Source organism: Flavobacterium sasangense DSM 21067, assembly GCF_000686885.1.
Lineage (GTDB): Bacteria > Bacteroidota > Bacteroidia > Flavobacteriales > Flavobacteriaceae > Flavobacterium > Flavobacterium sasangense.
Genome location: NZ_JMLU01000025.1, coordinates 22,912 through 46,317, shown reverse-complemented (window position 1 = coordinate 46,317; position 23,406 = coordinate 22,912). Strand labels below are relative to the sequence as shown.

Here is a 23,406-nt window from a genome sequence, read left to right as displayed (position 1 = left end):
TATACTTTTACAGATTGTGAAGGAAACACGCACAATTGGATTCATACTTTCACTATTGATGATACAAGTCCTCCAACAGGAATTGCACCATCTGATATTTTAGATTTACAATGTACATCAGAAATACCTGTTGCTGATATTAACTTAGTAACCGATGTTGCTGATAATTGCAATGGAACAGTTACAGTAACCGTTTCAGAAACAAATAATGAAGGAAGCGGTTGTAATGGTAATCCTTTAATTATTACAAGAACTTACACATTAACAGATTGCAGTGGTTTAACAACAAATTTAATTCAAACAATTAGAGTTGAAGACAATACAGCTCCTATCTTTACAAGTGAATTACCTCAAGATATTAGTGTTTCTTGTGACGCAATTCCAAATCCTGCAGAAATGACAGGTTCTGATAATTGTGGTGATGTAACTATAACAGTTTTAGATACTATCGACAGAGAAGAATCACAATGTGCAGGAGAATACATCATCAGCAGAACTTGGACCATAACTGATAGCTGCAATAATAGTTCAAGTTATACCCAAACTATAACTGTTTTTGACAATACTCCTCCTATTTTAAGTACACCTTTAGATACAGAAATTAGCGTTTCATGTTCTGAAATTCCAGCTGTACCTGAACTAGAATTTAGTGATAATTGTTCAGGAATTCAAGATGTAGTTTACAACGAAACTTCTACAATCATTTCAATTTACGCTTATGTAATTGTACGTGAATGGGTTGTTTCAGATAATTGTGGAAATGAAGCTAGCTTTACTCAAACAATTAACGTAAGTGTTGAAGAACCATTCGACGCAATTCCTTTCGCAATTTGTATTGAAGACGATCCAATAGATTTATTTACTATATTAGACGATTCAATTCCTACAACTGGAGAATGGCATGAAGTTACTAGTTCTGGTGGATTAACAGGAAGTATTTTTGATCCAACTAATGTAACTTTAGGATTCTACACTTTGCAGTATGTTGTTGAATTAGGAGACAATACTTGTCCGATGATTTATGAAGTATATTTAAATGTAAATGATGATTGTGTGGTGTTAGCCGCTTGTGATATTACAGTTTACAATGCAGTTTCACCAAATGATGATGGCTCGAATGATTTCTTTTTCATCGACGGACTTGAATGTTATCCAGATAATACAGTAGAAATTTATAACAGATGGGGAATTTTAGTTTATGACGAAAGAGGGTATGATAATAATCTTAAATCGTTCAAAGGAATATCTGAAGGCAGAAGTACCGTTAATAAAAATGAACTTCTACCAGACGGAACTTACTTTTACATTCTGAAATATACAGATGAAGAAAATAAGAAACATGATCGATCAGGATATTTATATCTAAACCGTTAATTACTAAAGTAACTTAAATACAAACAAGATGAAAACGATTTTAACTATAATTTGTGCATTTATTTTACAAAGCATGTATTCTCAACAGGATTCTCAATATACTCAATATATGTACAACACACCTCTAGTTAACCCTGCTTATGCGGGTTCTAGGGAAACTATAACGGCTTTTTTACTTCACAGAAATCAGTGGGTAGGATTAGACGGTGCACCAGTAACTAACAATTTTTCCATAAATATGCCAGTTGGAGATTCCAACTTTGGTATAGGATTAAATTTTGTTAACGATAAAATTGGTCCAGTATCCGAAAATGAAATTTCAGCCGATTTAGCTTACTTTATTCAAGTATCTGAAAACTTCAAGCTATCATTAGGTTTAAAAGGAACTGCAAATTTATTTCAATTAGACGTCAATAAATTAAGAATTTATGATCCAGCCGACCCTCAATTTCAAAATGTAGACACCGAATTTTCACCAAATGTTGGTGCTGGATTATACCTATTTTCAGATAAAACCTATTTTGGATTATCAGTACCTAATTTTTTCGAATCGTATCGATACAATGATAACAATATTGAAATTACAAAAGAAAAAATGCACTTTTATTTTATTGCAGGTCATGTTTTTACACTTAGTCCAAACATCGATTTTAAACCTGCTGTTTTAAGTAAAATTGTTGAAGGAGCTCCTTTGCAAGCTGATGTTACTGCTAACTTTTTGTTCTTTGATAAACTAACATTGGGAGCTGCATACAGATGGGATGCTTCCGTGAGTGCTTTAGCAGGATTTCAAATTTCCGATTCTTGGTTCATTGGATATGGTTATGATTTAGAAACCACTAAACTTGCTAATTACAATTCAGGTTCTCACGAGATATTTCTACGCTATGAGTTTTTCAACAGAAGTAGAGTTTCAGCACCTAGATTCTTTTAAATTTTCCGATTATGAAAACATTATACACACTAGTATTCGTCTTAAGCATCACAATTGGTGCTTTTGCACAAGGGTCTAAGCTAAACAAAGCAGACAAAAAATACGATAAATACTCTTATATAGATGCAATCGAAATTTATGAGAAAGTGGCCGAAAAAGGATACAAATCTGCTGAATTATTCGAAAAATTGGGGAATGCTTACTATTTCAATGGTGAATTAGATAAAGCTTCTAAATGGTATGGTGAACTTTTTGCCCTAAATCAAGAAGTAGACTCGGAGTATTATTTTAGATATGCTCAAACTTTAAAAGCGGAAGGTAATTACGAAAAATCAAATCAGTACATGGAATTATTTGCTCAAAAAACAAACGATACTAGAGCCAAATTATTTCAAGAGAATAAAGATTATTTAACTGATATTGATGCCGTTTCTGGAAAATATACCATGGATAAAACCGATGTAAATTCAGAGTTTTATGATTATGGTCCAACATTTTTCGGAAAACAAATTGTATTTACTTCTTCTCGAAGCGAAGGCAATCAGTACTCCAAAATTCACGATTGGACTAAACAAAATTTCACTGATTTATTTGTTGCTTCAATTGATAATGATGGAAAATTAGGAAGCGTAGAAAATTTCTCTAAAACTGTAAATACTAAATATAATGAGTCCTCACCTGTCTTCACAAAAGATGGAAAAACTATGTATTTTACCCGAAACAATTACAACGACGGTAAAAAACGTAAAAGTGATGACAAAGTTATCATGGAAAAAATTTACAAAGCTGAATTAATCAATGGTGAATGGACGAATGTAAAAGAATTGCCTTTTTCTAACGATAATTACAAAACTGCACATCCTGCGTTGAGTCCAGATGAGAAAACCATGTATTTTGCTTCAGATATGCCGGGAAGTTTTGGAAATTCTGACTTATACAAAGTGTCAATCGATTCTAATGGTAATTTTGGTTCACCAGAAAATTTAGGGCCAACTATAAATACAGAAGGAAGAGAAACCTTCCCTTTTGTTGATGCTGATAACAATTTGTTTTTTGCATCCGATGGTCATCCAGGACTTGGAGGCTTGGATATTTTTGAAGCAAAATCAGCTAATAATTCATTTGAAAAACCTGTCAATGTAGGAAAACCATTAAACAGTCCAATGGACGATTTTGGTTACGTTACTAACAAAGATGGTTTAGGATTTTTCTCATCTAACAGAGATGGCGGAAGCGGTTATGATGATATCTATACATTTACTGTTTGTACTCATACTCTATCTGGTTTAATTACCGATGTTGATACAAAAGAAATTTTACCAAATGCAAAAGTGATTCTGTTTGATGATAAAATGAATAAAATTAGTGAAACTACTTCTTCAGATAAAGGAGCTTATTCATTTAAAATTGAGTGTAATAAAAAATACTACGTAAGAGCGGCAAAAGAAGAATATGAAACTACTGAAAAATCCTTTGGTCCAGTAACCAAAACAGGTGAATCTAAGTTAGATATCGAATTAAAACGAAATATCTTCCCAGTTGAAGTAGGAACAGATTTAGCAAAAATACTAGATGTTAGTATCATTTATTTCGATTTAGACAAATGGAATATTCGCCCGGATGCTGCAGAAGATTTAGAAAAAATCATAGCTGTTATGAACCAATATCCAAACATGACAATAGATATTCGTTCGCATACCGATAGTAGACAAACACACAAATACAACGAACTGTTATCAGACAGAAGAGCAAAATCTACTTTAGAATTTATGGTTAAAAACGGTATTAACCGAAACAGATTAACAGCAAAAGGATACGGAGAAACACAATTGGTAAACAATTGTTCAGACGACATTCCTTGTAGCGAAGCTGAACATCAAAAAAATAGACGAAGTGAATTTATCGTACTAAAAATGTAACCTACACACATATCTATATCCTTTTTAATAAAAGCAGTTGTTCTTATAATAGCTGCTTTTTTATGTAATAAAAGTTTTATATATTTGATTTTATATACTAGTTACATGCAAACTCATATGAAATACATACTATTTATCTCGGTTGTAATATTGACTTCTTGTTTTAATTCTAATTCTAATTCTAATTATGAAAAATTCAATATAGATAAAAGCGAGATAGATTTTATCGAAATCCGCAAACGTGTTGATACTGTCTCGATGCGATTGTCAGAAAATCAAATTGAAAGTTTTATAAAGAATTTAGGAAATTCAGAACCTGGAGGACCACTCAAAATATTTGCAGAATATTATTTGATATTACATTTGAAAAATGGAATTGAAATAGAATACAAAACTGAAGTAGGTACTATCACGGCGAATGGAGGTTTGTCATATAGAATAAATGACAAAGAATATTTTAAAAATCTGTGGTTTGAACAATCCGGTTTGTCTAAAAATCATTATGAGTATTTCCCGACTTACCAAGAAAAAGGAGAAATTTTTCAAGTTATAGAAACTCTAAACCAAGATAATTTGGAAAGTATAAAGAATGTACTTTCAGAAAATGGACACAAATGGATAGATATTCGAGGAATATTATTTTATGAGGGCAAGATATCAGATGAGCAGTTGGTGGATTACACAGCTAAAGCAAGGAAAAAGATTTAAACTAATTATATAATCTGACGAAAGTCTGCAGGTAATAGCAGTTTGGCTAAATGGCGGGTAACGTGCTTCTATGATACTTTAGTGCTTAACCAAAGTGTAGTTCTCCGATTGAACATTTATGCAAAAATGCCGCAACTGAGAGCAAGCTGCAGAACTTTAAAAATTAAATAAAACAAAAAAGCAGCTATTCTAACAAATAGCTGCTTTTTCTATAAACAAACATGAAATTTTATTTTTTGATGAACATATTCGTATAGTATTTTCTACCTTGTTCATCTGTTTTAATCGAAGCACCAAAATGGGTGTAATCGCCTTCTAAATTAGCTTTATGACTTGGACTGTTTACCCAAGCATTAACTGTCGATTGAGCTGATGAATAGGCATAAGCAACATTTTCTCCTACACGGTAAGCACCTAATACTTCTTGTAAATTAGATTTTCTTTCTTCAAAACCTTCATGAGTAACTGTATGCGTTGCTAACATATAATCGTTGTGTTCTGAAGATTTGTATGAAATGTGTTCAATGATTTGTAGTGGATTTAATCCTACTGAAACTCGGTAAGCATTAACTTCATCTAATAATTCTAATTCTAGATCAGAATGGGTATACGATTTTACTGTTTCGTTTGAATTATTTGTAGTGCTTGTTGCACTTTCTGAATCAGCAGAACATGAAGTCAAAGATGATATACCAATTGTTAGGGCAAAAAGAGTAATGATTAATTTTTTCATAAGTAGCGTATTTTATTTAGTAGTTGTTGTTTTGTTAATAAAAACCAAAAAAACCGATTAAGTGTTTGATTAACAAGACTAAAGTACAAAAATATCGGTGACTAACAAAAAAAATCGATGAAATGCATTAAAATTTAACGTTTTAAACATTTGAATATCAATTACTTAAAACTTTACTTACAGAAATAAAAAAATCCCAAGTTAAAAAACTTAGGATTTTAAAAGATATTTATAAAAAATTGATTATCAAGGCGATAATCGTTCAATTTTCCAATCGAATTCGTTAGTTAATTTGTAGCGAATTCTATCATGCAATCGATTAGGTCTTCCTTGCCAAAACTCTACTTCTACAGGGCGAACTAAAAAACCACCCCAATGCGCTGGACGCAAAATTTCTTTTCCCTCCCACTCTTTTTCTAATTGTTTTAAATTGTTCTCTAAAAACTCTCGATTCGGAATTACTTCACTTTGTGGTGAAACAATAGCACCTAATTTACTTCCATCAGGACGAGATGAAAAATAATTATCGGACACATTATCAGCCGTTTTCTCCGCAATTCCTTTTATAATAATTTGACGTTCCACAGTTGGCCAAAAGAAAGACAAACAAACATTCGGATTATTCAAAATGGCTTTTCCTTTTTCAGAATTGTAATTGGTATAAAAAATAAAACCTTCTTCATTGAACTTTTTAAGTAAAACCACACGCGCTTTCGGGAAACCATCTAAACCTATAGTTGTAACGGTCATAGCATTTACTTCCTCGGCTGCATTTAATTCTTCCGCTTCATAAAACCATTTATGAAATAAATTTATTGGATCTTCCGGAATTTGATTTTCCAATAATTCACTCTTTTCGTATGATTTTCTAAAATTACTTAAATCTTTCATCGTTATTTTATTTCTATAAAGCAAAGTTACAAAGGGAAACTTGTTTTTTTACTAAAACAAAAATTAAAATTAAACCTTTTTGAATATCTTTAGTCTTATAAACAAATATCGCATTTTGCAAGACGAAAAAGCTTTCATCTCCGAATTATTAAACCCGAAAACGCAGAACGAAGCGTTTCGAAAGCTGTTGCAATTGTATCAAAAACCCTTGTACTATCATATCAGAAACATGGTTTTGAATCATGATGATGCCGATGATGTGCTTCAAAATACGTTTGTAAAAGTTTTTGGGAATCTGAAAAATTTTAAAGGCGATAGTAAATTATATTCTTGGATGTACCGAATTGCCACCAATGAAGCCATAACGTTCATGCAACAAAGAGCTAAAAAACAAGGAATTTCAAACGAAGAAGCCCAAGAAAAAGCGATAAATAAATTAGAAAGTGATGTTTTTTTTGATGGCGATGAAATCCAACTGAAATTACAAAAAGCCATTGCTATTTTGCCTGAAAAACAACAAATAGTCTTTAAAATGAAATATTTTGAAGAATTAAAATACGAAGAAATGTCGGAAATTTTAGGAACTTCTGTTGGTGCTTTAAAAGCAAGTTATCATATAGCTGTTAAGAAAATAGAAGAATTTTTACATACCAATTAAACCTTTTAGTCTTATTTTTGTCCAATAGATATGAAACAATTTGATTTAGAAAATAACAAAGAAATTAAATCGGGATTTAAAGTTCCAGAAAACTACTTTGAGCAATTCGAAGCAAAAATGATGGAACAAATTTCTAAAGAAAAAGAAACTAAAGTTGTTTCCTTATTTTATAGAAAACAAGTTTGGATAAGTTCAATTGCAGCTGTTCTTTTACTTGCTATTGCAATTCCGGTTTATTTTAATATGGCAAAAGAAAACAATTTAGATGCTGGAACTATAGAAGTATATTTATCACAACAACAAGGAATTGGAATCACTGAGTTATCCAAACACTTAACCGATGAAGACATTGCTGAATTAGAAAATAATTTATCAATAAATGAAGCCAATTCTGATGCGGTGGAAGATTATCTTTCCGAATCAGAAAATTTAGATTACTATATTAACGAATAATAATTTACCCATGAAAACGAAATTTATATTACCAATTATATTACTTTTTATTTCATCTGTATCCTTTTCACAGGATTTTAAAGAAAAAAGAGAAAAAGTAAAAGCACTAAAAGTGGCTTACATAACAGAACAATTAGAATTAACAACAGAAGAAGCTCAAAAATTTTGGCCACTCTACAATGCATTTGATGACAAACAAGCGGAGTTACGTCACGAAAAAATGAGAGCCATTTTAGATCGTTTTAGACCTGGAAGTGTTGATAAATTAAGCGAAAAAGAAGCTTCTGCTCTTTTAGTTCAAATGGAAAGTTTAGAAGAGAATCTATTTAACTTAAGAAAAAAATTTATAAAAGATTTACAAGGAGTAATCAGTGCTAAGAAAATCATCAAACTTAAAAAAGCCGAAGAAGATTTTAATAGAGAATTATTAAAACAAATGCGTGAAAAAAGAAGAGGTTAGTTATAAAATAAAAGGCGTTCAGCAATAGTTGAACGCTTTTTTTATTCTATTTCAAATCGAACCAACTTATTTCTTCCAGTTGCATAAAAGACTTTCTCTGATTCAAATCGGAATGTATAAAAATCTTTGTTATCAGAGAATTTTGCCCAACTTTTGCCAAAATCAGCCGAGTAAAACATTCCAGTTCCACCAACAGAAATAAGTTTCTTTCCGTTACTATTTGGAACAAACTGAACGCAAGAAGCATAACCAAAAGCTTCTTTATCAGCGATTAATTTCCAAGTTTTGCCACCATTTTTAGTAATTGCTTTGTTGGCCCAATTTTGGTCTTGCTTCATATAATTTCCACCGGCAATAATTCCGATTTTTTCATTGTAAAAATCAGCTGTAAAAATTCCTGTCATAGTTTCGCCTTGAACAATTGGCGTTTCATAAACTTTCCAAGAACCACCAAAATCCTTAGAAACAAAAACTCTCGATTTCTTTCCACCAGAAACCATAAAAATCGATTTTTCCTTTACAGTTAAATTGGTGTTGCTTGTAGCAAAAGCAGCTTCACCTTCTGAAACTTTTGGTAAAACATCGCAATTTACTTTTTGCCACGTTTTGCCACCATCGTTAGTTTTTATAAATGCTAAACAATTTTCAATTGGGTCACCCATGGCAAATCCGTTTAAATCATCTACAAATTGCATACTATCGTAAAATACTTTTTCGTGTTCTTCTTTGTACACAACTGTTTCTTCCAACGTTTTCTTATCAATACGAATCAACATTGCTGGATTTCCAACCGCTAAAATAAAAATAGCTTCTTTGGTTCCTGCAATGCTTCTAAATTCTGTAGTTCGGGCAACAGATTGAATTTCTTTTATGATAGTGGTATCTTTCTTTATATCGTAAAATCCGTAACGACCTTTATCCATTCCCATCCAAACTTTTTCATCGTCAACTAAAATAGCTCTACAACTCAATTTCGTTTCGAGAATTACATCCGAATTAAATTTTTTATTTTGAGCTATTGCTGAAATACTTATAAATAATAGAAATAAATAAATCTTCTTCATTGTATAGGTTTTATTTTCAAATATAATGGAAATGTTGCAAAGGAAAAATATATTCTACAAATAACTAATAATCAATAAGTTAATTGAGGTTAAAAAACTTTGGCACAGTAATTGGTTATTCAAAAATAGAAATAAGAACCTTAAAACGAATATATTATGAAAACGAAATTGATACATCTGAGCTTACTGGCTTCATTGACGATAGGTTCACTTTTTGCACAAGAAAAAACTACGGTTACAGCAAAAAATTCAGATATCAGCGACAACTTAGATTTAAGAGCGGTTGCGACTGTTTTTGGTGATGCTAAAGATTTAGAAGATTTTGAAAGAAGATTAAATGATCCTAAGACTCAAATCTCCAATTTAGATTTGAATAACGATAATTATGTCGATTATTTAAGAGTTATTGAAACAGTTGAAGGAAACGTGCATTTAGTTGTGGTGCAAGCTGTTTTGGAAAAAGATGTTTTTCAAGATGTAGCTACAATTGAAGTAGAACGAGATAGCAATAACCGAGTTCAAGTGCAAGTTGTTGGTGATGTTTATATGTATGGAACCAATTATATTTACGAACCTGTTTATGTGCATACTCCAATAATTTATACCACTTTTTGGGTAGGAAATTATCGCCCGTATTATTCATCATGGTATTGGGGTTATTATCCTAGTTACTATAGCTACTGGAATCCGTTCCCAATTTTTAGATATAGAAATCACATTCATCTTCATATCAATTTTGGTCACAGTTATCATTATGTTTCACACAGAAGATGTGCTTCAGTTTATAACAATTATTATGGAAGAAGAGGAAATGGTTACGAAAGAATGCATCCAAATCGTTCCTTCGCACATAGAAATTCAGGATATTCAAACCGATATGAGTTAGATTCAAGAAGAAACATCAATTCTCCGAGAAATAGAAGCGAAATAACTTCAAACTCACCAAGAGGAAATCGTGAAACAAGAGAATATAATGGAACAACGCCAAGAACTAGAACAGAAACAAGTAATCCAAGAAACAACGGAACAAGAGGTAATTCTGGTACTCGAGTTGTAACTGAAAACAGAGGTAATTCTCCAAGAGTAACTTCAGAAAACAGAGGTCGAAACGATGGACCAAAATCAAATCGTGGAAGAGAATATTCTGAAAACAGAAGTAATTCGCCAAGAGAAAGAGGAACAGTAACAAGTAATGGTAACAGAGGAAATTCGGAAGTTAGAGGAAATTCTTCAAGAGGTAACTCACAGTCAAGAAGTAGCGCTCCAAGAAGCAATTCCAATTCAAGAGGTTCCGAAGGAAGAGGTAACGGAAGAGGATAAATATTAAAGCTGTCAATTTTGGCAGCTTTTTTTATTTTTATTCGTATCTTTGCAGGCTGATTTAAAATAAATAATGAGATTACACAGAAATTTAGTATTCACAACAATCGATTCGCTAATGGCGATTTTTAACGAAGGTGAATACGCTGATAAAGTGGTTGCTAGAGCACTTAAAAAAGACAAACGTTGGGGAAGTCACGATAGAAAATTCGTAGCAGAAACCATTTACGAGATCGTAAGATGGAAACGTTTATACACCGAAATTGCAGAAGTAAAAGAACCTTTTGATAGAGATAAAATTTGGAGAATATTTGCCGTTTGGGCAGTATTAAGAGGTTATACCCTACCCGATTGGAAATATTTTGAAGATACACCGGTTAGAAGAATCAAAGGAAAATTTGACGAATTAACAAAAACCAGAAAATTCAGAGAGTCTATTCCAGATTGGATGGATGAATTGGGTGTTAAGGAATTAGGTGAGGAAATTTGGACCAAAGAACTTGCCGCACAAAACGAGCAAGCTAAAGTAATCTTAAGAGTAAATCGTTTAAAAACCACTAAAGAAAAATTAAGAGCCATCTTAATGGATTTGAATATTGAAACCGAGTTTCACAAAGATTATCCAGATGCTTTAATTTTGACAGAAAGAGCAAACGTATTTTTAACAGATGCTTTTAAAGACGGATTGTTTGAAGTGCAAGATGCTTCTTCTCAACTAGTGGCTTATTTCTTGGATGTTCAACCAGGAATGCGAGTTGTGGATACTTGCGCTGGTGCAGGTGGAAAAACCTTGCATTTGGCTTCTTTAATGGAAAATAAAGGCCAATTAATTGCTATGGATTTGTATGAAAGTAAATTAAAGCAATTAAAAATAAGAGCGAAAAGAAACGGTGCTTTCAACATTGAACCAAGAGTTATTGAAAGTAGTAAAACAATAAAAAAATTACACGAAAAAGCCGATAGAGTTTTAATCGATGCGCCTTGTAGTGGATTAGGAGTTTTAAAAAGAAATCCAGATAGCAAATGGAAATTACAACCTGAGTTTATCGATAACATTCGAAAAGTTCAGGCTGAAGTATTAGAAAATTATTCAAAAATTGTAAAACCAGGCGGAAAATTAGTTTATGCTACTTGTTCGGTATTACCTTCTGAAAATCAAGAACAAATTAAGCATTTCTTAAGCACAGAAATTGGAAAAGAATTTAACTTTGTCAAGGACCAAAAAGTCTTAGCAAGTGAAAGTGGCTTCGACGGATTTTACATGGCTTTATTAGAAAGAAAAAATAAATAGATATGAAAAAACATTACCTACTAACGTTTTTATTGTGTTCACTAATGGGTTGGGCACAAATTCCTGCTGGTTATTATAGTACTGCAACAGGAACTGGTTACGTATTAAAAACACAATTATTTAATATCATTAAGAATCAAACTGATTTAGGTTATAGTGGATTATGGGTTACCTATCAAACTTCAGATAGAGATGTTTTTACTGGTACAGGTTATGAAAATGACAATACTATTTATGACATGTATACTGAAAACCCTACAGGTAGTGCTGGTGAATGTGGTTTTATATATGGTACAGATCAAGATACCGGTTCTGGAGGAGGTTCAGAATGTGATGTTTATAATAGAGAACATATTGTTCCTCAATCTATTTTTAGTCAAGCTGCCCCAATGCGACATGATGCACATTTTGTAACTCCAACTGATAAAAAAGTAAATGGTGATCGTGGTGATAATCCTCATGGAAATGTTGCAGTAGTTTCTTCAACAACTAATAATGGTGGAAAACATGGAACAAGTGCAATTGCTGGTTATGTTGGTCAAGTATTTGAACCAAATAGTGCTTTCAAAGGTGATATAGCTCGTATGTATTTTTATTTTGCTACTCGTTATGAAGATCAAATAGCAAGTTGGTCTTATCCTATGTTTAATGGAACGTCAAATCAGGTCTTTACTAATTCGTTCTTAAACATGCTAATAACATGGCATAACAACGACCCTGTTAGTGTTTTTGAAATAACTAGAAACAATGCCATATATGCAAGACAAAACAACAGAAATCCGTTTATAGATCATCCTGAATATGTATGTCAAATATATAGTGTGCAATGTGCAGCATTATCATCTGAGAGTTTTGCATTAGAAAACGCCATTTCTATTTATCCGAATCCTGCAATCAACAACGAAGTTACAATTACATCAGAAACTGAGTTAAAATCGATTATTTTATATAATATTAACGGACAAATCATCCAAGAAATTAAAAATCCAACAAGAGTTGATAATTCATATAAAGTGAATAATTTACCTAGTGGATTTTATTTAGTTCAAATGGCTTCTGAAAATGCTATTGCAACTAAGAAACTTATTGTTAATTAAGATTTCAAATCATAATATTATGAAAGCCTCATCATTTATTTGATGAGGCTTTTTTTATGAAACAAAAAGAGTGATAAAGCTAAAACTCCATCACTCTTTTACCCTATTAACTAAAATATTTAATGACAATTGACTTCGGGTTGCACAAATAAACTCATATTACTTGGTGATAAATATGGAATATCTAACCCTAAACCTCTTATTATAAATAACATTCCAATAATTACCGCTACTAACGGTATTGCTTTTTGAATCGTTCCTCTGAATGAAAATGAAATTAATCCAGAAGCGTAAACAACTGCTACCATCATAGGAATTGTTCCGATTCCAAAAAGTATCATATAGGCAATTCCTAAAGAAACATTCTGCATCGCGATAGCTCCAAAAAGTGCAACATAGACCATTCCACAAGGTAAAAAACCATTCAATAATCCAATAGTAAATAACGATTTGTAACTTTTGTTTTTAAACTGTTGGCCTAAACTTGATTTTACTTTCGTAATTACTCGATAAACAGGTTTTGAAAAATTATACTTAGCAAATACTTTTTCTGGAATTACCGCTACTAAAATCATCAAAATCCCAACGATAATGGATAGTTGTTGTTGCATTCCCGCTAAATAAAAACTTCTACCTAAAAGTCCGAATATTAAACCTAAAGTCCCGTAAGCCGTTAATTTTCCAATATGATAGGTAATAATTTGTGTGATTTTTTTTGCTTCATTACTTCTATCTACGGGTAACATCATAGCAATCGGACCGCACATTCCTATGCAGTGAAAACTACTGATTAAACCAAATATAAAAGCTGAATACAACATCTATTTTAAATTTCAAATTCAAGAACAAGTTCAATTACAAGTTCAAAATCAAAAGAAAGAAATTATTCTATTCTAAACGAATCTTTGTTCAAATATTTCACACCATCGTATTCCCAATCGATAGAAATGTCCCAAAGACCGCTAGCCAAATTACTTTTAGGTATGAGCAAATGTGGACTAGATAGTGAAATCGAAATTTCAAAATCTAATTTCTGACTAGACGGTCTGTATAAGGACACTTTTCCATTTATTTTTGAATAATCAAAATCAGCTGGAAATTGAATTTTTATTCCTTCCGCTTTATTTTCGATTGTTACTTTATTCGTTAATGCATTCGCTTTCTCTTGTTTTTCTATGTCACCTTGAACCGTTGCTTCTTTTTTATAATAATCTTCTACTACTAATTCATGATCATATTTATCATTAGACTGTACTTTAAATACATAGGATAAAATGAATGTCATAAAAAGTGCAAAAGCAATAACGATTCCGGTTCCCCAATTAAATTTCATATGTTTAAATTTTATTTATCATTGGTAACATATGGTATCGCCTTTTAAATTATTGGTGTTTGCTTACGCAAATTTTTAGTGGCGATTTCATAGCTATATTTTTTTAATTAAAGTTTCTTGGTCCTTGGAAATTAGTTGATGTTTCTTCAATCAATTTATCTCCGTTATATAATTCTAATTTTAAATGTACTTTTTCGTCTTTTAGCAAACTCTCTGGAATATCAATATACAATGTTCCACTTACTAAACCTTGTTTTGGTACTTTTATAACTGGACTTCCCACTAATTTTATTTCTCCTTTATAATTGACAATTTTAACCGTAACATTATCAAATTCTTGTTCTGTTTTATTGACAATTTTATACGTGTAGAAATTTCGAATGTTTTCACCATTGTGTTGGAACAATTGTCCTGACATTGGTAAGAAATTGGCTTCTACATCATTTCGTAAGAACAACATTCCAATTAAAACGCCTACTAACAAAGTTAAAACGGCGATGTAACCTTTCATTCGAAGTGTCAACACGAACTTCTCTTTATTTACAATTTCGTCTTCACTAGCATAGCGGATTAATCCTTTTGGTAATCCTACTTTTTCCATAACGGTATCACATTCATCGATACAAGCGGTACAGTTAATACATTCTAACTGAGTACCATTACGAATGTCAATTCCAGTTGGACAAACTACTACACATTGGTTGCAATCGATACAATCTCCGTGACCTAATGCGGTTCTATCTTCACCATTTCTCCATTTCTTTCTTCCGTTTGTACCTTCTCCTCTTACGTGGTCATAGGTTACATTAATGGATTTGTTATCCAATAAAACCCCTTGCATTCTTCCGTAAGGACAAGCAATAATACAAACTTGCTCTCTAAACCAAGCAAATACAAAATAGAAAACACCTGTAAAAATTAATAAGGCAATTAACGTACTTAAATTACTTGTAGGTCCTTCCGTAATCATTTTGATAAGTTCATCGCTGCTAATTAAATACGCTAAGAAAACGTTAGCAATGAAGAATGAAAAAATAAAAAAGATAGTCCATTTTGTAACTCTTTTTCTTATTTTTTCAGCATCCCATTTTTGTCTTTCTAATCGCATTTGAGCCCCTCTGTCTCCATCAATCCAATATTCGATACGTCTGAAAACCATTTCCATAAAAATAGTTTGCGGACAAAACCAACCACAAAATATACGTCCGAATGCTACTGTAAACAAGGTCAATCCAACTACTCCAACAATCATTGAAATAACAAACAAATGAAAGTCTTGAGGCCAAAATGCAAATCCGAAAATACTAAAACGTCTTTCCAGCACATTAAACATCAAAAATTGATTTCCATGTATTTTAATAAATGGAGAAGCTATTAAAAAAACCAAAAGAAAATAACTCAATAACTTTCTTTTATCGTAAAAAGGGCCAGAAGGTTTTTTAGGATAAATAAAATTTCTTTTCCCTTCTGCATTAATTGTTGCAATGGTATCTCTAAAACTTTCGTCTGGTAAATTTGACATAATTATGCTAATTTTAGTTTAAAAAAGGTTTTGAGAATTTCCCAAAACCTTTTTTACTATTTTTATTTTCCTGCAGGAGTTTCTACTTTAGTAGAATCTACTGATGCTGCAGCTGCTGGTGCCGCTTCAGCTGTTTCAACCCATATTTCGCCTTCAGCTGGTTTTCCTCCTGGAGGATTAGAACCTTGTAAACTTAAAACATAACTTGCTACACTTTGAATGTCTTTAGGAGATAAATTAGCTTTCCAAGCTACCATTGAAGGATTGTTTTTACTTCCTTCAGAAATTAACTTGAAGACATTTTTAATTCCGCCTCCATTAATCCAATGTTTATCAGTTAAGTTAGGTCCAACTAAACCTCCACCATCAGCTTTATGACATGCAGCACAAGCGTTAGTGAAAATTTCTTTTCCTTTGGCTAAACTTGCTGCATCTGTAACCGCAACAACTGTTTCGTAACTTACTTCTTCAGCTGGGTCTTTAGGCATTTTCGATTTCTCTAATTCTGCTAACGCCACTTCATTTTTAAATTCTTGTTCTTGATCGTATTCATTCATTACATGGAAACGAACCAAATAAACTAAAGCAAAAATAATTGTACCATAGAACAAATATACCCACCATGGTGGTAATACGTTGTCTAACTCTTTGATACCATCGTAGTCGTGCTCTAACATGATATCTTCTTCTCTTTCCATTTCTTTAGAGCGAGTAAGTTTAGCAACAATATTTTGGTACCATTTGCTTTCTGTAAAAGAAACAGTTTGTGCTTCTTCTAGTTGTTTCTTTTGCTCATCAGTTAATAAATGATAAGTAACTTTATCAACGGCATCGATTACAATTTCGATTGCGATTAATAAGAAAAGGAATACTCCTAAAAATAAAGCTACCATAGGAAACTTTATAAAGGCTGGCCTGTCTCCTGAATCGATAAAATATTCCAAAGCTGCAAATACTACTGCAAACAGTAATGGAACTCTTACGTATGATGGAATTAATTTTTTCATATATTGAAATTTTTATGTTATGAGAACCGGAACAACCATGAAACTACCCAAAAATTACAAACATCATGGTTGTTTCAGTTTCTCGCTAATTATATTATGACTATTCGTCGTTTAAAGGCATTTCGCTAATTTCTTTGATTTTTTCTTTGCTGTAAGTAAATGCCCAAATTGTGAACAATACAAACGCTGTAAAGAAAATAGTCAACGAAATGATTGGATAAATATCTACTCCTGCAATAGTTTCCAAATTATGTTTAATGAACTTTAGCATAACTTTTATTTTTTAACTTGAGTATCAGTACCTAATCTTTGTAAGTATGCAATCAACGCTACAATCTCTCTATCTTTTAATTTTGATGTTGTGTTTCCACCAAAAGATTTCTTAATATCAGGGTTCGCTAACAAGTTTGCTTCAATTTTGCTTGCTTGTTCGTCCATATGTTTAAGAGCATTATTAATATCTGCTTCAGAATAAGGAACTCCTAAAGTTACCATGGTTCTCATTTTGTCTTGAATAGTTGAATTATCTAATTCATTTTTAATTAACCATTGGTATCTTGGCATAATTGATTTTTCATTTAATCCTTGGGGATCGTACATATGGTTAAAATGCCATACATCATCTCTACCTCCATTAAATGGTTTTCCTTTAACACCTTCACGAGCTAAATCTGGACCAGTACGTTTAGAACCCCATAAGAATGGATGATCGTAAACAAATTCTCCTGCTTTAGAATAGTCACCATAACGCTCTACTTCTGAACGGAACGGACGAACCATTTGAGAGTGACATCCCACACAACCTTCACGGATGTATAAATCTCTACCTTGCAACTCAAGTGGTGTATATGGTTTAACTGACGAAATTGTTGGAATATTTGATTTTACTAAAATTGTTGGTAAAATTTGAATTAAACCACCAATCAAAATTGCTATAGTAGTCAAAATCATAAATTGAACTGGTTTTCTTTCTAACCAAGAGTGTAATTTTTCTCCTTTTAAACGGTTTGGAGAAATTACAGCTAATGCTGGAGCTTCAACTAATTCGTTTTCAACTGGAGAACCTTGTCTAACGGTTCTAATTACATTGTAAACTAATACGATAACCCCTGTAAGATATAATGTTCCTCCTACTGCACGCATCCAATACATTGGCATAATCTCAGTTACCGTTTCAAGGAAGTTACCATATTGTAATGCTCCACCATCTGGTTTGAATTGTTTCCACATAGAAGCTTGAGTAAATCCTGCAACATATAATGGAAGCGAATATAAAATAATCCCTAAAGTACCAATCCAGAAATGGAAATTCGCTAATTTTTCAGAGAATAATTTTGTTTTTGTCATTCTTGGGATTAACCAATAGATCATACCGAATGATAAGAAACCATTCCAAGCTAAAGCTCCAACGTGAACGTGAGCAATAATCCAGTCTGTAAAGTGTGCAATTGCGTTAACGTTTTTCAATGATAACATTGGACCTTCAAAAGTAGCCATACCATAACCTGTAATGGCTACTACGAAGAATTTCAATACCGCATCAGTACGCACTTTATCCCAAACTCCTCTTAAAGTTAATAAACCATTAATCATACCACCCCAAGATGGAGCAAGTAACATTACAGAGAAAACAACTCCTAAATTTTGAGCCCAATCTGGTAGTGCAGTATATAATAAGTGGTGAGGTCCAGCCCAAATATAAATGAAGATCAACGACCAAAAGTGAATAATTGATAATCTATAAGAATAAACAGGACGATTTGCTACTTTTGGTACAAAGTAATACATCATACCTAAGAATGGAGTAGTTAAGAAGAATGCCACCGCATTGTGTCCGTACCACCATTGTACTAAAGCATCTTGAACACCAGCATAAACTGAATATGATTTCATTCCTGATAACGAAACAGGTAGTTCTAAACTATTAAAGATGTGAAGTACCGCAACTGTTACAAATGTTGCAATGTAAAACCAAATAGCTACATAAATATGACGTTCTCTTCTTTTAATAATGGTTCCAATCATATTGATACCAAAAACTACCCAAATAAGAGCAATTGCAATGTCGATTGGCCATTCTAATTCGGCATATTCTTTAGAAGTAGAATAACCTAATGGTAAAGTAATGGCTGCAGCAACTATAATTAACTGCCAACCCCAAAAATGAATTTTACTCAAAAGGTCGCTAAACATTCTTGCTTTTAATAAACGCTGCATTGAGTAATAAATACCTGCAAACATTGCGTTTCCAACGAAGGCAAAAATAACTGCATTGGTGTGTAAAGGTCTTAAGCGTCCAAAACTTAAAAACGATACGCCGCTTGTTAAGTTTGGAAACAAAAATAGGAAAGCTAAAATAAGCCCTACTAACATCCCCACTACCCCGAAAACGATACTAGCGTAGATGAAATTCCTTACAATTTTGTTGTCGTAATAAAATTGTTGCTTCTCCATAAATTTAGATTGATTTTTGTTTTTCTGTTTGTATTAATTTGTTAGGATTTTCTTTTTTCACTATTTCATCATCAAATAACATTCTGACCGATGGTGTATAGTCATCATCGTACTGTCCACTTTTAACTGCTTTTATAAAAGCACCTAAAAAGACAATCGCTACTACTATACTAATTGTGATTAATAAATAAATGACACTCATACCTTAAATTGTGTTAACAAAGTTACTTCCACTCGTTTTTATAAAACATGATTTTTATCATGTATTAAAATTTTCTTAAATTTAATAAATTTATTTCTTTCCAGCATACAAATTTGTAAGAATTGTTACAAAACTTACAATTGTTATTGTACTGAGCGGCATTATAATAGCTGCTACAATAGGATCTAAAGCTCCAGTTACGGCATAACTTAGTTCTACAACATTATATAATAAAGAAAGTCCAAAACTCATATAAATCGTCTTCATTGCATTCTTAGAATACTGCATAAAAAAGGAAATTTTATCGAATTGTGTTGCATCTAATATCCCATCACACGCGGGAGAGAACACATTTACATTTTCAGAAATAGATAATCCCAAGTTACTTTGTGCTAATGCGCCAGCATCGTTTAACCCATCCCCAACCATCATTACATTTTTGCCTTCTTTTTGTAATTGTTCAATGTATTGTAGTTTTTGCTCGGGTTTTTGATTGAAAACTAAAGTCGTTTTCGAAGGCAACATTTTCTCTAAAATTCTTCTTTCACCATCATTATCACCAGATAAAACAACCAAATTGTAATGTTTAGCTAAATCGGAAAACAATTCTTCTAATCCTTTTCTGTATTGATTATTGAACACGTAACTTCCTTTGTAAACACCATTGATTTCCACATGCACTTTGGTTTTCTTATGCGTGTTTTCGGTCATAGTTTTTAGGAATTGTGAAGAACCTAATTTTATGGTATTTCCTTCGATTTCAGCGAAAATTCCTTTTCCAATGATTTCTTCAAAACTTGTAGTTTCTATTTTTTCTTGATTTGGAATAAAATCGTACAATCTTCTACTCAAAGGATGATTCGAACCACGCAAAACGTTTTTCAATAATCTTAGTTCGGAAGCATTTAATTCCGTTCCTTCGTAAGTAATAGCTGTTTTTTTATTAGTTGTAATCGTTCCTGTTTTATCGAAAACAATCGTATCTACTTTGGCTAATTGTTCTACAACTAAAGCATTCTTTAAATATAATTTTCGTTTGCCTAGAATTCGCAACACATTTCCTAATGTAAACGGAGCCGTTAATGCCAAAGCACACGGGCAAGCCACAATCAAAATCGCAGTGAAAACATTGAAAGCCGTTTGCACATCGATGAAAATCCAATACGTAAAAGAAACTATCGCTAAAGCCAATAAAGCTGGCGTAAAATAGCGACTAATTCTATCGGTAATGTTTTTGTGTTGTTGTTCTACGCGTTTTTGAAAGACATCGTTACTCCATAATTGAGTTAAATAACTTTGGGAAACCGAAAATAGCACTTCCATTTCGATGACTTTTCCCATTTGTTTTCCACCTGCGAAAACTTTATCGCCTGATTTTTTCTCAATCGGAACCGCTTCACCTGTTACGAAACTATAATCAATTGATGCTTTTTCAGAAATCAAAATCCCATCTACTGGAATTAACTCTTGGTTACGAATCAATAATCTATCGCCTTTTTGAATATCATATACTTGAACCGATTCTTCATCTCCATTTGGTAAAACCTTTGTAATTGCAATTGGAAAATACGATTTATAATCGCGTTCAAATGAAAGGAAATCGTAAGTTTTCTTCTGAAATAACTTTCCTAATAACATAAAGAAAATCAACCCAGCCATACTATCGAAGAATCCTTGTCCGTAATCGAAAACGATATCTACCGTACTTCTTAGAAACATCACCACAATTCCTAAAGCAATCGGAATATCGATATTCAACAAGCCTGATTTCATACTTTTCCAAGCGGAAACGTAATATCCAGAAGCCGAATAAATAAACGTAGGAAGCGATAATCCGAAAATCAACCAACGGAAAAATCCGCGGTATTGGTCAATCCAATATTCTTCTACTTCAAAATATTCGGGAAACGAAAGCAGCATGATGTTTCCAAAACAGAAAAACGCTACTCCTATTTTATAGATTAAAGTTCTGTCGATTTTTTTCTTGCCTTCATCAAAATTTTCTAATGAAATATAAGGTTCGTAACCTATCGAACTCAATAAATAGACGATATCTTTTAAAGAAGTTTGTTCGGGATTGAACGTAACTCGGACTTTCTTTTCGCCAAAATTAACTTGCGAAGTACTTATTCCTGGTTGAAGCTTTTGTAGATTTTCCAGAATCCAAATACACGAACTACAGTGTATATGAGGAATGTAGAGTGAAACAATATGTGTTGTACGCTCTTGGAATTCCAATAATTTAGTAACAATTTCTTCATTGTCTAAAAAGTCATATTTGCCCTGAATGTCTTGTGGAGTGGCGCCGGGTGCTGCCTGAAAATCATAATAGCACGTTAAATCGTTTTGACTAAAAATTTCGTATACGGTTTTACAACCATTGCAACAAAACTTCTTTTCGTCAAATACAATCTCGTCTTTTTTTATAATTTCATTACCACAATGGAAACAACTTTCTGTGTCCATATAATTTGCTCATTTTACCTGTGACAAAGTTCATCAATAAATATAAATCAAAATATGATATTTGTCATACAATTTTGTAATTTTGTAAACACATTAAACAAAATCTTATTATGAGTAAATGCGAACAGTGTATTGTGAGGCAATTTAGTTCATTAAAAGCCTTAAATAAAGATGAATTACTTCGCATGGCCGAATGCAAAACTTCGTACACTATTAAAAAAGGGGAACCTATCTTTGAAGAAGGAGAAGTAACTAATGGTATTTACTGCATCAAAGATGGCGTTTGTAAGCTTTCAAAACTTAGCGACAACGGGAAAGACCAAATTGTAAAATTGGTAAAACCAGGCGAATTATTAGGCCAACGTTCGATGATTAGCGACGAACCTGCTAATTTGAGTGCTGTTGCGTTAGAAGATATGGAAGTGTGTTTTATTCCTCGTAGCGAAGTCATGCAATTCTTTACGCAAAACAATCAGTTTTCAATGAATGTGATGCGCACTATTTGCGATGATTTAAAAGGAGCCGATGATCACATGGTCAACATGGCACAAAAAACCGTTCGTCAACGTTTAGGCGAAACTTTAATTTACTTAGAGGAAACCTTTGGCAAGAACGAAGATGGTACCTTACACATTCAACTATCCAGAGAAGAATTAGCAGGAATGATTGGAACCGCAACTGAAAGTTGTATTCGATTGTTATCTGAGTTAAATAAATCAGGTTATATTGAGTTAACGGGTAAGAAGATTACACTGTTAGATAAAAATAAATTAAAACGATTAACATAAGAGAATCCGCTGAAGAGCGGATTTTTTGTTGAGTGAAATTGTAAGATTTTTTTAGTATTTTTGAATAAGATAAGACTGAGGTTTATCAGATATTTATAAAAATAAATTGAATAGATTAAAATAATTGATAGTATAAAAAATTGTAACGTTATAAAAAACTCTCTCAAATTATATAATATCGGCTATTAAATATAATAATAATAAAATTTTATTCTAAATGAAGAATGAAAAAACGATAAAAGAATTTACAGCAATATTCGGGCTACTTATGATAATATCAATAATAGTATTCATGAGGAGATCTGAATGGTGCGATAAATTAACAAAGCAAGGTTCAATAACAGTTGCTCATTATTATAGAATTGACAATGGAAAAACAAATTACTTTTGCTATATATATAAAGTAGGAGACAACTATTTCACATGTTCAACTTCAAATGGAGATGATTTTGTTGAAAATCTTAGTAAAGAACCTATACAATCCTTTCCTGTAGTTTACGATGCAATTGACAATAAGTTACACACTGTAATTTGGAATTATAAATTTAATAACCATTTTCAATTAGGCAAAAGAATTGAAAAATTACCAAATCAAATACAACTTATTAAAGATAATACTAATTTTTGGTCAGGAGTAAGTCCTAAAGCAGAAAAGAATAACAAAAAAGAAATTGAAGAGTATCATAAAATTAAAAATTATTATGGAAACTAATTCCCGATAGCATGAATTGC

The 23,406-nt window shown here is 32.2% G+C and carries 23 protein-coding genes; 12 read left to right on the top strand and 11 right to left on the bottom strand.

What is annotated here, in order from left to right; translation table 11 throughout:
- The 4 genes from BP92_RS0111030 to BP92_RS0111015 form a co-directional block, all read left to right on the top strand.
- Positions 1-1,374, top strand: a 1,374-nt coding sequence (locus tag BP92_RS0111030; RefSeq protein ID WP_026726124.1) for a gliding motility-associated C-terminal domain-containing protein, incomplete at its 5' end; no start/stop codon positions are given.
- 28 nt (positions 1,375-1,402) lie between these two features.
- Positions 1,403-2,308: a PorP/SprF family type IX secretion system membrane protein gene (locus BP92_RS0111025; RefSeq protein ID WP_026726123.1), complete on the top strand. Its 906-nt coding sequence runs from the start codon at positions 1,403-1,405 to the stop codon at positions 2,306-2,308.
- Positions 2,309-2,319: 11 nt separating this feature from the next.
- Positions 2,320-4,227, top strand: coding sequence for an OmpA family protein (locus tag BP92_RS0111020; protein WP_026726122.1), 1,908 nt, complete (start codon positions 2,320-2,322; stop codon positions 4,225-4,227).
- A 117-nt stretch (positions 4,228-4,344) separates the two neighbouring features.
- On the top strand, positions 4,345-4,935 hold the full coding sequence (locus BP92_RS0111015) for a hypothetical protein (protein WP_150111923.1): 591 nt from the start codon (positions 4,345-4,347) through the stop codon (positions 4,933-4,935).
- 229 nt (positions 4,936-5,164) lie between these two features.
- Here BP92_RS0111015 and BP92_RS0111010 read toward each other — a convergent pair whose 3' ends face one another.
- Together BP92_RS0111010 and pdxH are read right to left on the bottom strand one after the other, a co-directional pair.
- The gene (locus BP92_RS0111010) at positions 5,165-5,668 is read right to left on the bottom strand and encodes a CAP domain-containing protein (protein WP_026726120.1); all 504 of its coding nucleotides are present in this window, start codon (positions 5,666-5,668) and stop codon (positions 5,165-5,167) included.
- 246 nt (positions 5,669-5,914) lie between these two features.
- Complete coding sequence (pdxH, locus tag BP92_RS0111005) at positions 5,915-6,559, bottom strand: pyridoxamine 5'-phosphate oxidase (RefSeq protein WP_026726119.1); 645 nt, start codon at positions 6,557-6,559, stop codon at positions 5,915-5,917.
- 115 nt (positions 6,560-6,674) lie between these two features.
- On the opposite strand from pdxH, the gene BP92_RS0111000 reads away from it, so the two are divergent.
- From BP92_RS0111000 to BP92_RS0110990, 3 genes are read left to right on the top strand one after another with little or no spacing between them, the layout of a single operon-like run.
- The gene (locus BP92_RS0111000; RefSeq protein ID WP_026726118.1) at positions 6,675-7,217 is read left to right on the top strand and encodes an RNA polymerase sigma factor; all 543 of its coding nucleotides are present in this window, start codon (positions 6,675-6,677) and stop codon (positions 7,215-7,217) included.
- A gap of 30 nt (positions 7,218-7,247) precedes the next feature.
- Positions 7,248-7,670 (top strand): hypothetical protein, encoded by a 423-nt coding sequence (locus BP92_RS0110995; RefSeq protein ID WP_026726117.1) that lies wholly within the window; start codon positions 7,248-7,250, stop codon positions 7,668-7,670.
- 10 nt (positions 7,671-7,680) lie between these two features.
- On the top strand, positions 7,681-8,130 hold the full coding sequence (locus BP92_RS0110990) for a hypothetical protein (RefSeq protein WP_026726116.1): 450 nt from the start codon (positions 7,681-7,683) through the stop codon (positions 8,128-8,130).
- Positions 8,131-8,171: 41 nt separating this feature from the next.
- Here the strand turns inward: BP92_RS0110990 and BP92_RS0110985 are convergent, their stop codons facing one another.
- Positions 8,172-9,194: a WD40/YVTN/BNR-like repeat-containing protein gene (locus BP92_RS0110985; RefSeq protein WP_026726115.1), complete on the bottom strand. Its 1,023-nt coding sequence runs from the start codon at positions 9,192-9,194 to the stop codon at positions 8,172-8,174.
- A gap of 156 nt (positions 9,195-9,350) precedes the next feature.
- Here BP92_RS0110985 and BP92_RS0110980 point away from each other — a divergent pair, with 156 nt between their 5' ends.
- The 3 genes from BP92_RS0110980 (at position 9,351) to BP92_RS0110970 (ending at position 12,902) form a co-directional block, all read left to right on the top strand.
- Positions 9,351-10,514, top strand: coding sequence for a hypothetical protein (locus tag BP92_RS0110980; protein WP_026726114.1), 1,164 nt, complete (start codon positions 9,351-9,353; stop codon positions 10,512-10,514).
- Between the two features lie 73 nt (positions 10,515-10,587).
- On the top strand, positions 10,588-11,805 hold the full coding sequence (locus tag BP92_RS0110975; RefSeq protein WP_026726113.1) for an RsmB/NOP family class I SAM-dependent RNA methyltransferase: 1,218 nt from the start codon (positions 10,588-10,590) through the stop codon (positions 11,803-11,805).
- 2 nt (positions 11,806-11,807) lie between these two features.
- Positions 11,808-12,902, top strand: coding sequence for an endonuclease (locus BP92_RS0110970; RefSeq protein ID WP_026726112.1), 1,095 nt, complete (start codon positions 11,808-11,810; stop codon positions 12,900-12,902).
- Between the two features lie 119 nt (positions 12,903-13,021).
- Here BP92_RS0110970 and BP92_RS0110965 read toward each other — a convergent pair whose 3' ends face one another.
- The 8 genes from BP92_RS0110965 to BP92_RS0110930 all read right to left on the bottom strand — a co-directional run bounded on the left by BP92_RS0110965 (position 13,022) and on the right by BP92_RS0110930 (position 21,886).
- On the bottom strand, positions 13,022-13,723 hold the full coding sequence (locus BP92_RS0110965) for a sulfite exporter TauE/SafE family protein (RefSeq protein WP_026726111.1): 702 nt from the start codon (positions 13,721-13,723) through the stop codon (positions 13,022-13,024).
- A 62-nt stretch (positions 13,724-13,785) separates the two neighbouring features.
- Positions 13,786-14,235: a FixH family protein gene (locus BP92_RS0110960; RefSeq protein WP_026726110.1), complete on the bottom strand. Its 450-nt coding sequence runs from the start codon at positions 14,233-14,235 to the stop codon at positions 13,786-13,788.
- A 103-nt stretch (positions 14,236-14,338) separates the two neighbouring features.
- On the bottom strand, positions 14,339-15,757 hold the full coding sequence (ccoG, locus tag BP92_RS0110955) for a cytochrome c oxidase accessory protein CcoG (protein ID WP_026726109.1): 1,419 nt from the start codon (positions 15,755-15,757) through the stop codon (positions 14,339-14,341).
- Between the two features lie 62 nt (positions 15,758-15,819).
- Positions 15,820-16,764, bottom strand: coding sequence for a cbb3-type cytochrome c oxidase N-terminal domain-containing protein (locus BP92_RS16165; RefSeq protein WP_035693334.1), 945 nt, complete (start codon positions 16,762-16,764; stop codon positions 15,820-15,822).
- Positions 16,765-16,864: 100 nt separating this feature from the next.
- On the bottom strand, positions 16,865-17,035 hold the full coding sequence (locus tag BP92_RS0110945) for a cytochrome c oxidase subunit IV (RefSeq protein ID WP_026726108.1): 171 nt from the start codon (positions 17,033-17,035) through the stop codon (positions 16,865-16,867).
- A gap of 5 nt (positions 17,036-17,040) precedes the next feature.
- On the bottom strand, positions 17,041-19,218 hold the full coding sequence (gene ccoN / locus BP92_RS0110940; protein WP_026726107.1) for a cytochrome-c oxidase, cbb3-type subunit I: 2,178 nt from the start codon (positions 19,216-19,218) through the stop codon (positions 17,041-17,043).
- Between the two features lie 4 nt (positions 19,219-19,222).
- Positions 19,223-19,420 carry a cbb3-type cytochrome oxidase assembly protein CcoS gene (gene ccoS / locus BP92_RS0110935; protein WP_026726106.1) on the bottom strand — a complete coding sequence of 66 codons (198 nt, stop codon included), beginning with the start codon at positions 19,418-19,420 and terminating at the stop codon, positions 19,223-19,225.
- 90 nt (positions 19,421-19,510) lie between these two features.
- Complete coding sequence (locus BP92_RS0110930) at positions 19,511-21,886, bottom strand: heavy metal translocating P-type ATPase (RefSeq protein ID WP_026726105.1); 2,376 nt, start codon at positions 21,884-21,886, stop codon at positions 19,511-19,513.
- Between the two features lie 110 nt (positions 21,887-21,996).
- Between BP92_RS0110930 and BP92_RS0110925 the strand changes: the two genes are divergently transcribed.
- Positions 21,997-22,674 (top strand): Crp/Fnr family transcriptional regulator, encoded by a 678-nt coding sequence (locus BP92_RS0110925; protein WP_026726104.1) that lies wholly within the window; start codon positions 21,997-21,999, stop codon positions 22,672-22,674.
- Between the two features lie 217 nt (positions 22,675-22,891).
- Positions 22,892-23,386 (top strand): hypothetical protein, encoded by a 495-nt coding sequence (locus BP92_RS0110920; protein WP_026726103.1) that lies wholly within the window; start codon positions 22,892-22,894, stop codon positions 23,384-23,386.
- Positions 23,387-23,406 lie beyond the last annotated feature (20 nt).

Excerpts from the sequence above, each read along its gene's own strand:
- BP92_RS0111025 (WP_026726123.1), top strand. The coding sequence starts at position 1,403 with ATGAAAACGATTTTAACTATAATTTGTGCATTTATTTTACAAAGCATG.
- BP92_RS0110985 (WP_026726115.1), bottom strand. The coding sequence starts at position 9,194 with ATGAAGAAGATTTATTTATTTCTATTATTTATAAGTATTTCAGCAATA.
- BP92_RS0111015 (WP_150111923.1), top strand. The coding sequence starts at position 4,345 with ATGAAATACATACTATTTATCTCGGTTGTAATATTGACTTCTTGTTTT.
- BP92_RS0110980 (WP_026726114.1), top strand. The coding sequence starts at position 9,351 with ATGAAAACGAAATTGATACATCTGAGCTTACTGGCTTCATTGACGATA.
- BP92_RS0110920 (WP_026726103.1), top strand. The coding sequence starts at position 22,892 with ATGAAGAATGAAAAAACGATAAAAGAATTTACAGCAATATTCGGGCTA.
- BP92_RS0110930 (WP_026726105.1), bottom strand. The coding sequence starts at position 21,886 with ATGGACACAGAAAGTTGTTTCCATTGTGGTAATGAAATTATAAAAAAA.
- BP92_RS0110975 (WP_026726113.1), top strand. The coding sequence starts at position 10,588 with ATGAGATTACACAGAAATTTAGTATTCACAACAATCGATTCGCTAATG.
- BP92_RS16165 (WP_035693334.1), bottom strand. The coding sequence starts at position 16,764 with ATGAAAAAATTAATTCCATCATACGTAAGAGTTCCATTACTGTTTGCA.
- BP92_RS0110995 (WP_026726117.1), top strand. The coding sequence starts at position 7,248 with ATGAAACAATTTGATTTAGAAAATAACAAAGAAATTAAATCGGGATTT.
- BP92_RS0110965 (WP_026726111.1), bottom strand. The coding sequence starts at position 13,723 with ATGTTGTATTCAGCTTTTATATTTGGTTTAATCAGTAGTTTTCACTGC.
- BP92_RS0111020 (WP_026726122.1), top strand. The coding sequence starts at position 2,320 with ATGAAAACATTATACACACTAGTATTCGTCTTAAGCATCACAATTGGT.
- BP92_RS0110990 (WP_026726116.1), top strand. The coding sequence starts at position 7,681 with ATGAAAACGAAATTTATATTACCAATTATATTACTTTTTATTTCATCT.
- ccoN (WP_026726107.1), bottom strand. The coding sequence starts at position 19,218 with ATGGAGAAGCAACAATTTTATTACGACAACAAAATTGTAAGGAATTTC.
- BP92_RS0110970 (WP_026726112.1), top strand. The coding sequence starts at position 11,808 with ATGAAAAAACATTACCTACTAACGTTTTTATTGTGTTCACTAATGGGT.
- BP92_RS0111010 (WP_026726120.1), bottom strand. The coding sequence starts at position 5,668 with ATGAAAAAATTAATCATTACTCTTTTTGCCCTAACAATTGGTATATCA.
- BP92_RS0110960 (WP_026726110.1), bottom strand. The coding sequence starts at position 14,235 with ATGAAATTTAATTGGGGAACCGGAATCGTTATTGCTTTTGCACTTTTT.
- ccoS (WP_026726106.1), bottom strand. The coding sequence starts at position 19,420 with ATGAGTGTCATTTATTTATTAATCACAATTAGTATAGTAGTAGCGATT.
- pdxH (WP_026726119.1), bottom strand. The coding sequence starts at position 6,559 with ATGAAAGATTTAAGTAATTTTAGAAAATCATACGAAAAGAGTGAATTA.
- BP92_RS0110945 (WP_026726108.1), bottom strand. The coding sequence starts at position 17,035 with ATGCTAAAGTTCATTAAACATAATTTGGAAACTATTGCAGGAGTAGAT.
- ccoG (WP_026726109.1), bottom strand. The coding sequence starts at position 15,757 with ATGTCAAATTTACCAGACGAAAGTTTTAGAGATACCATTGCAACAATT.
- BP92_RS0110925 (WP_026726104.1), top strand. The coding sequence starts at position 21,997 with ATGAGTAAATGCGAACAGTGTATTGTGAGGCAATTTAGTTCATTAAAA.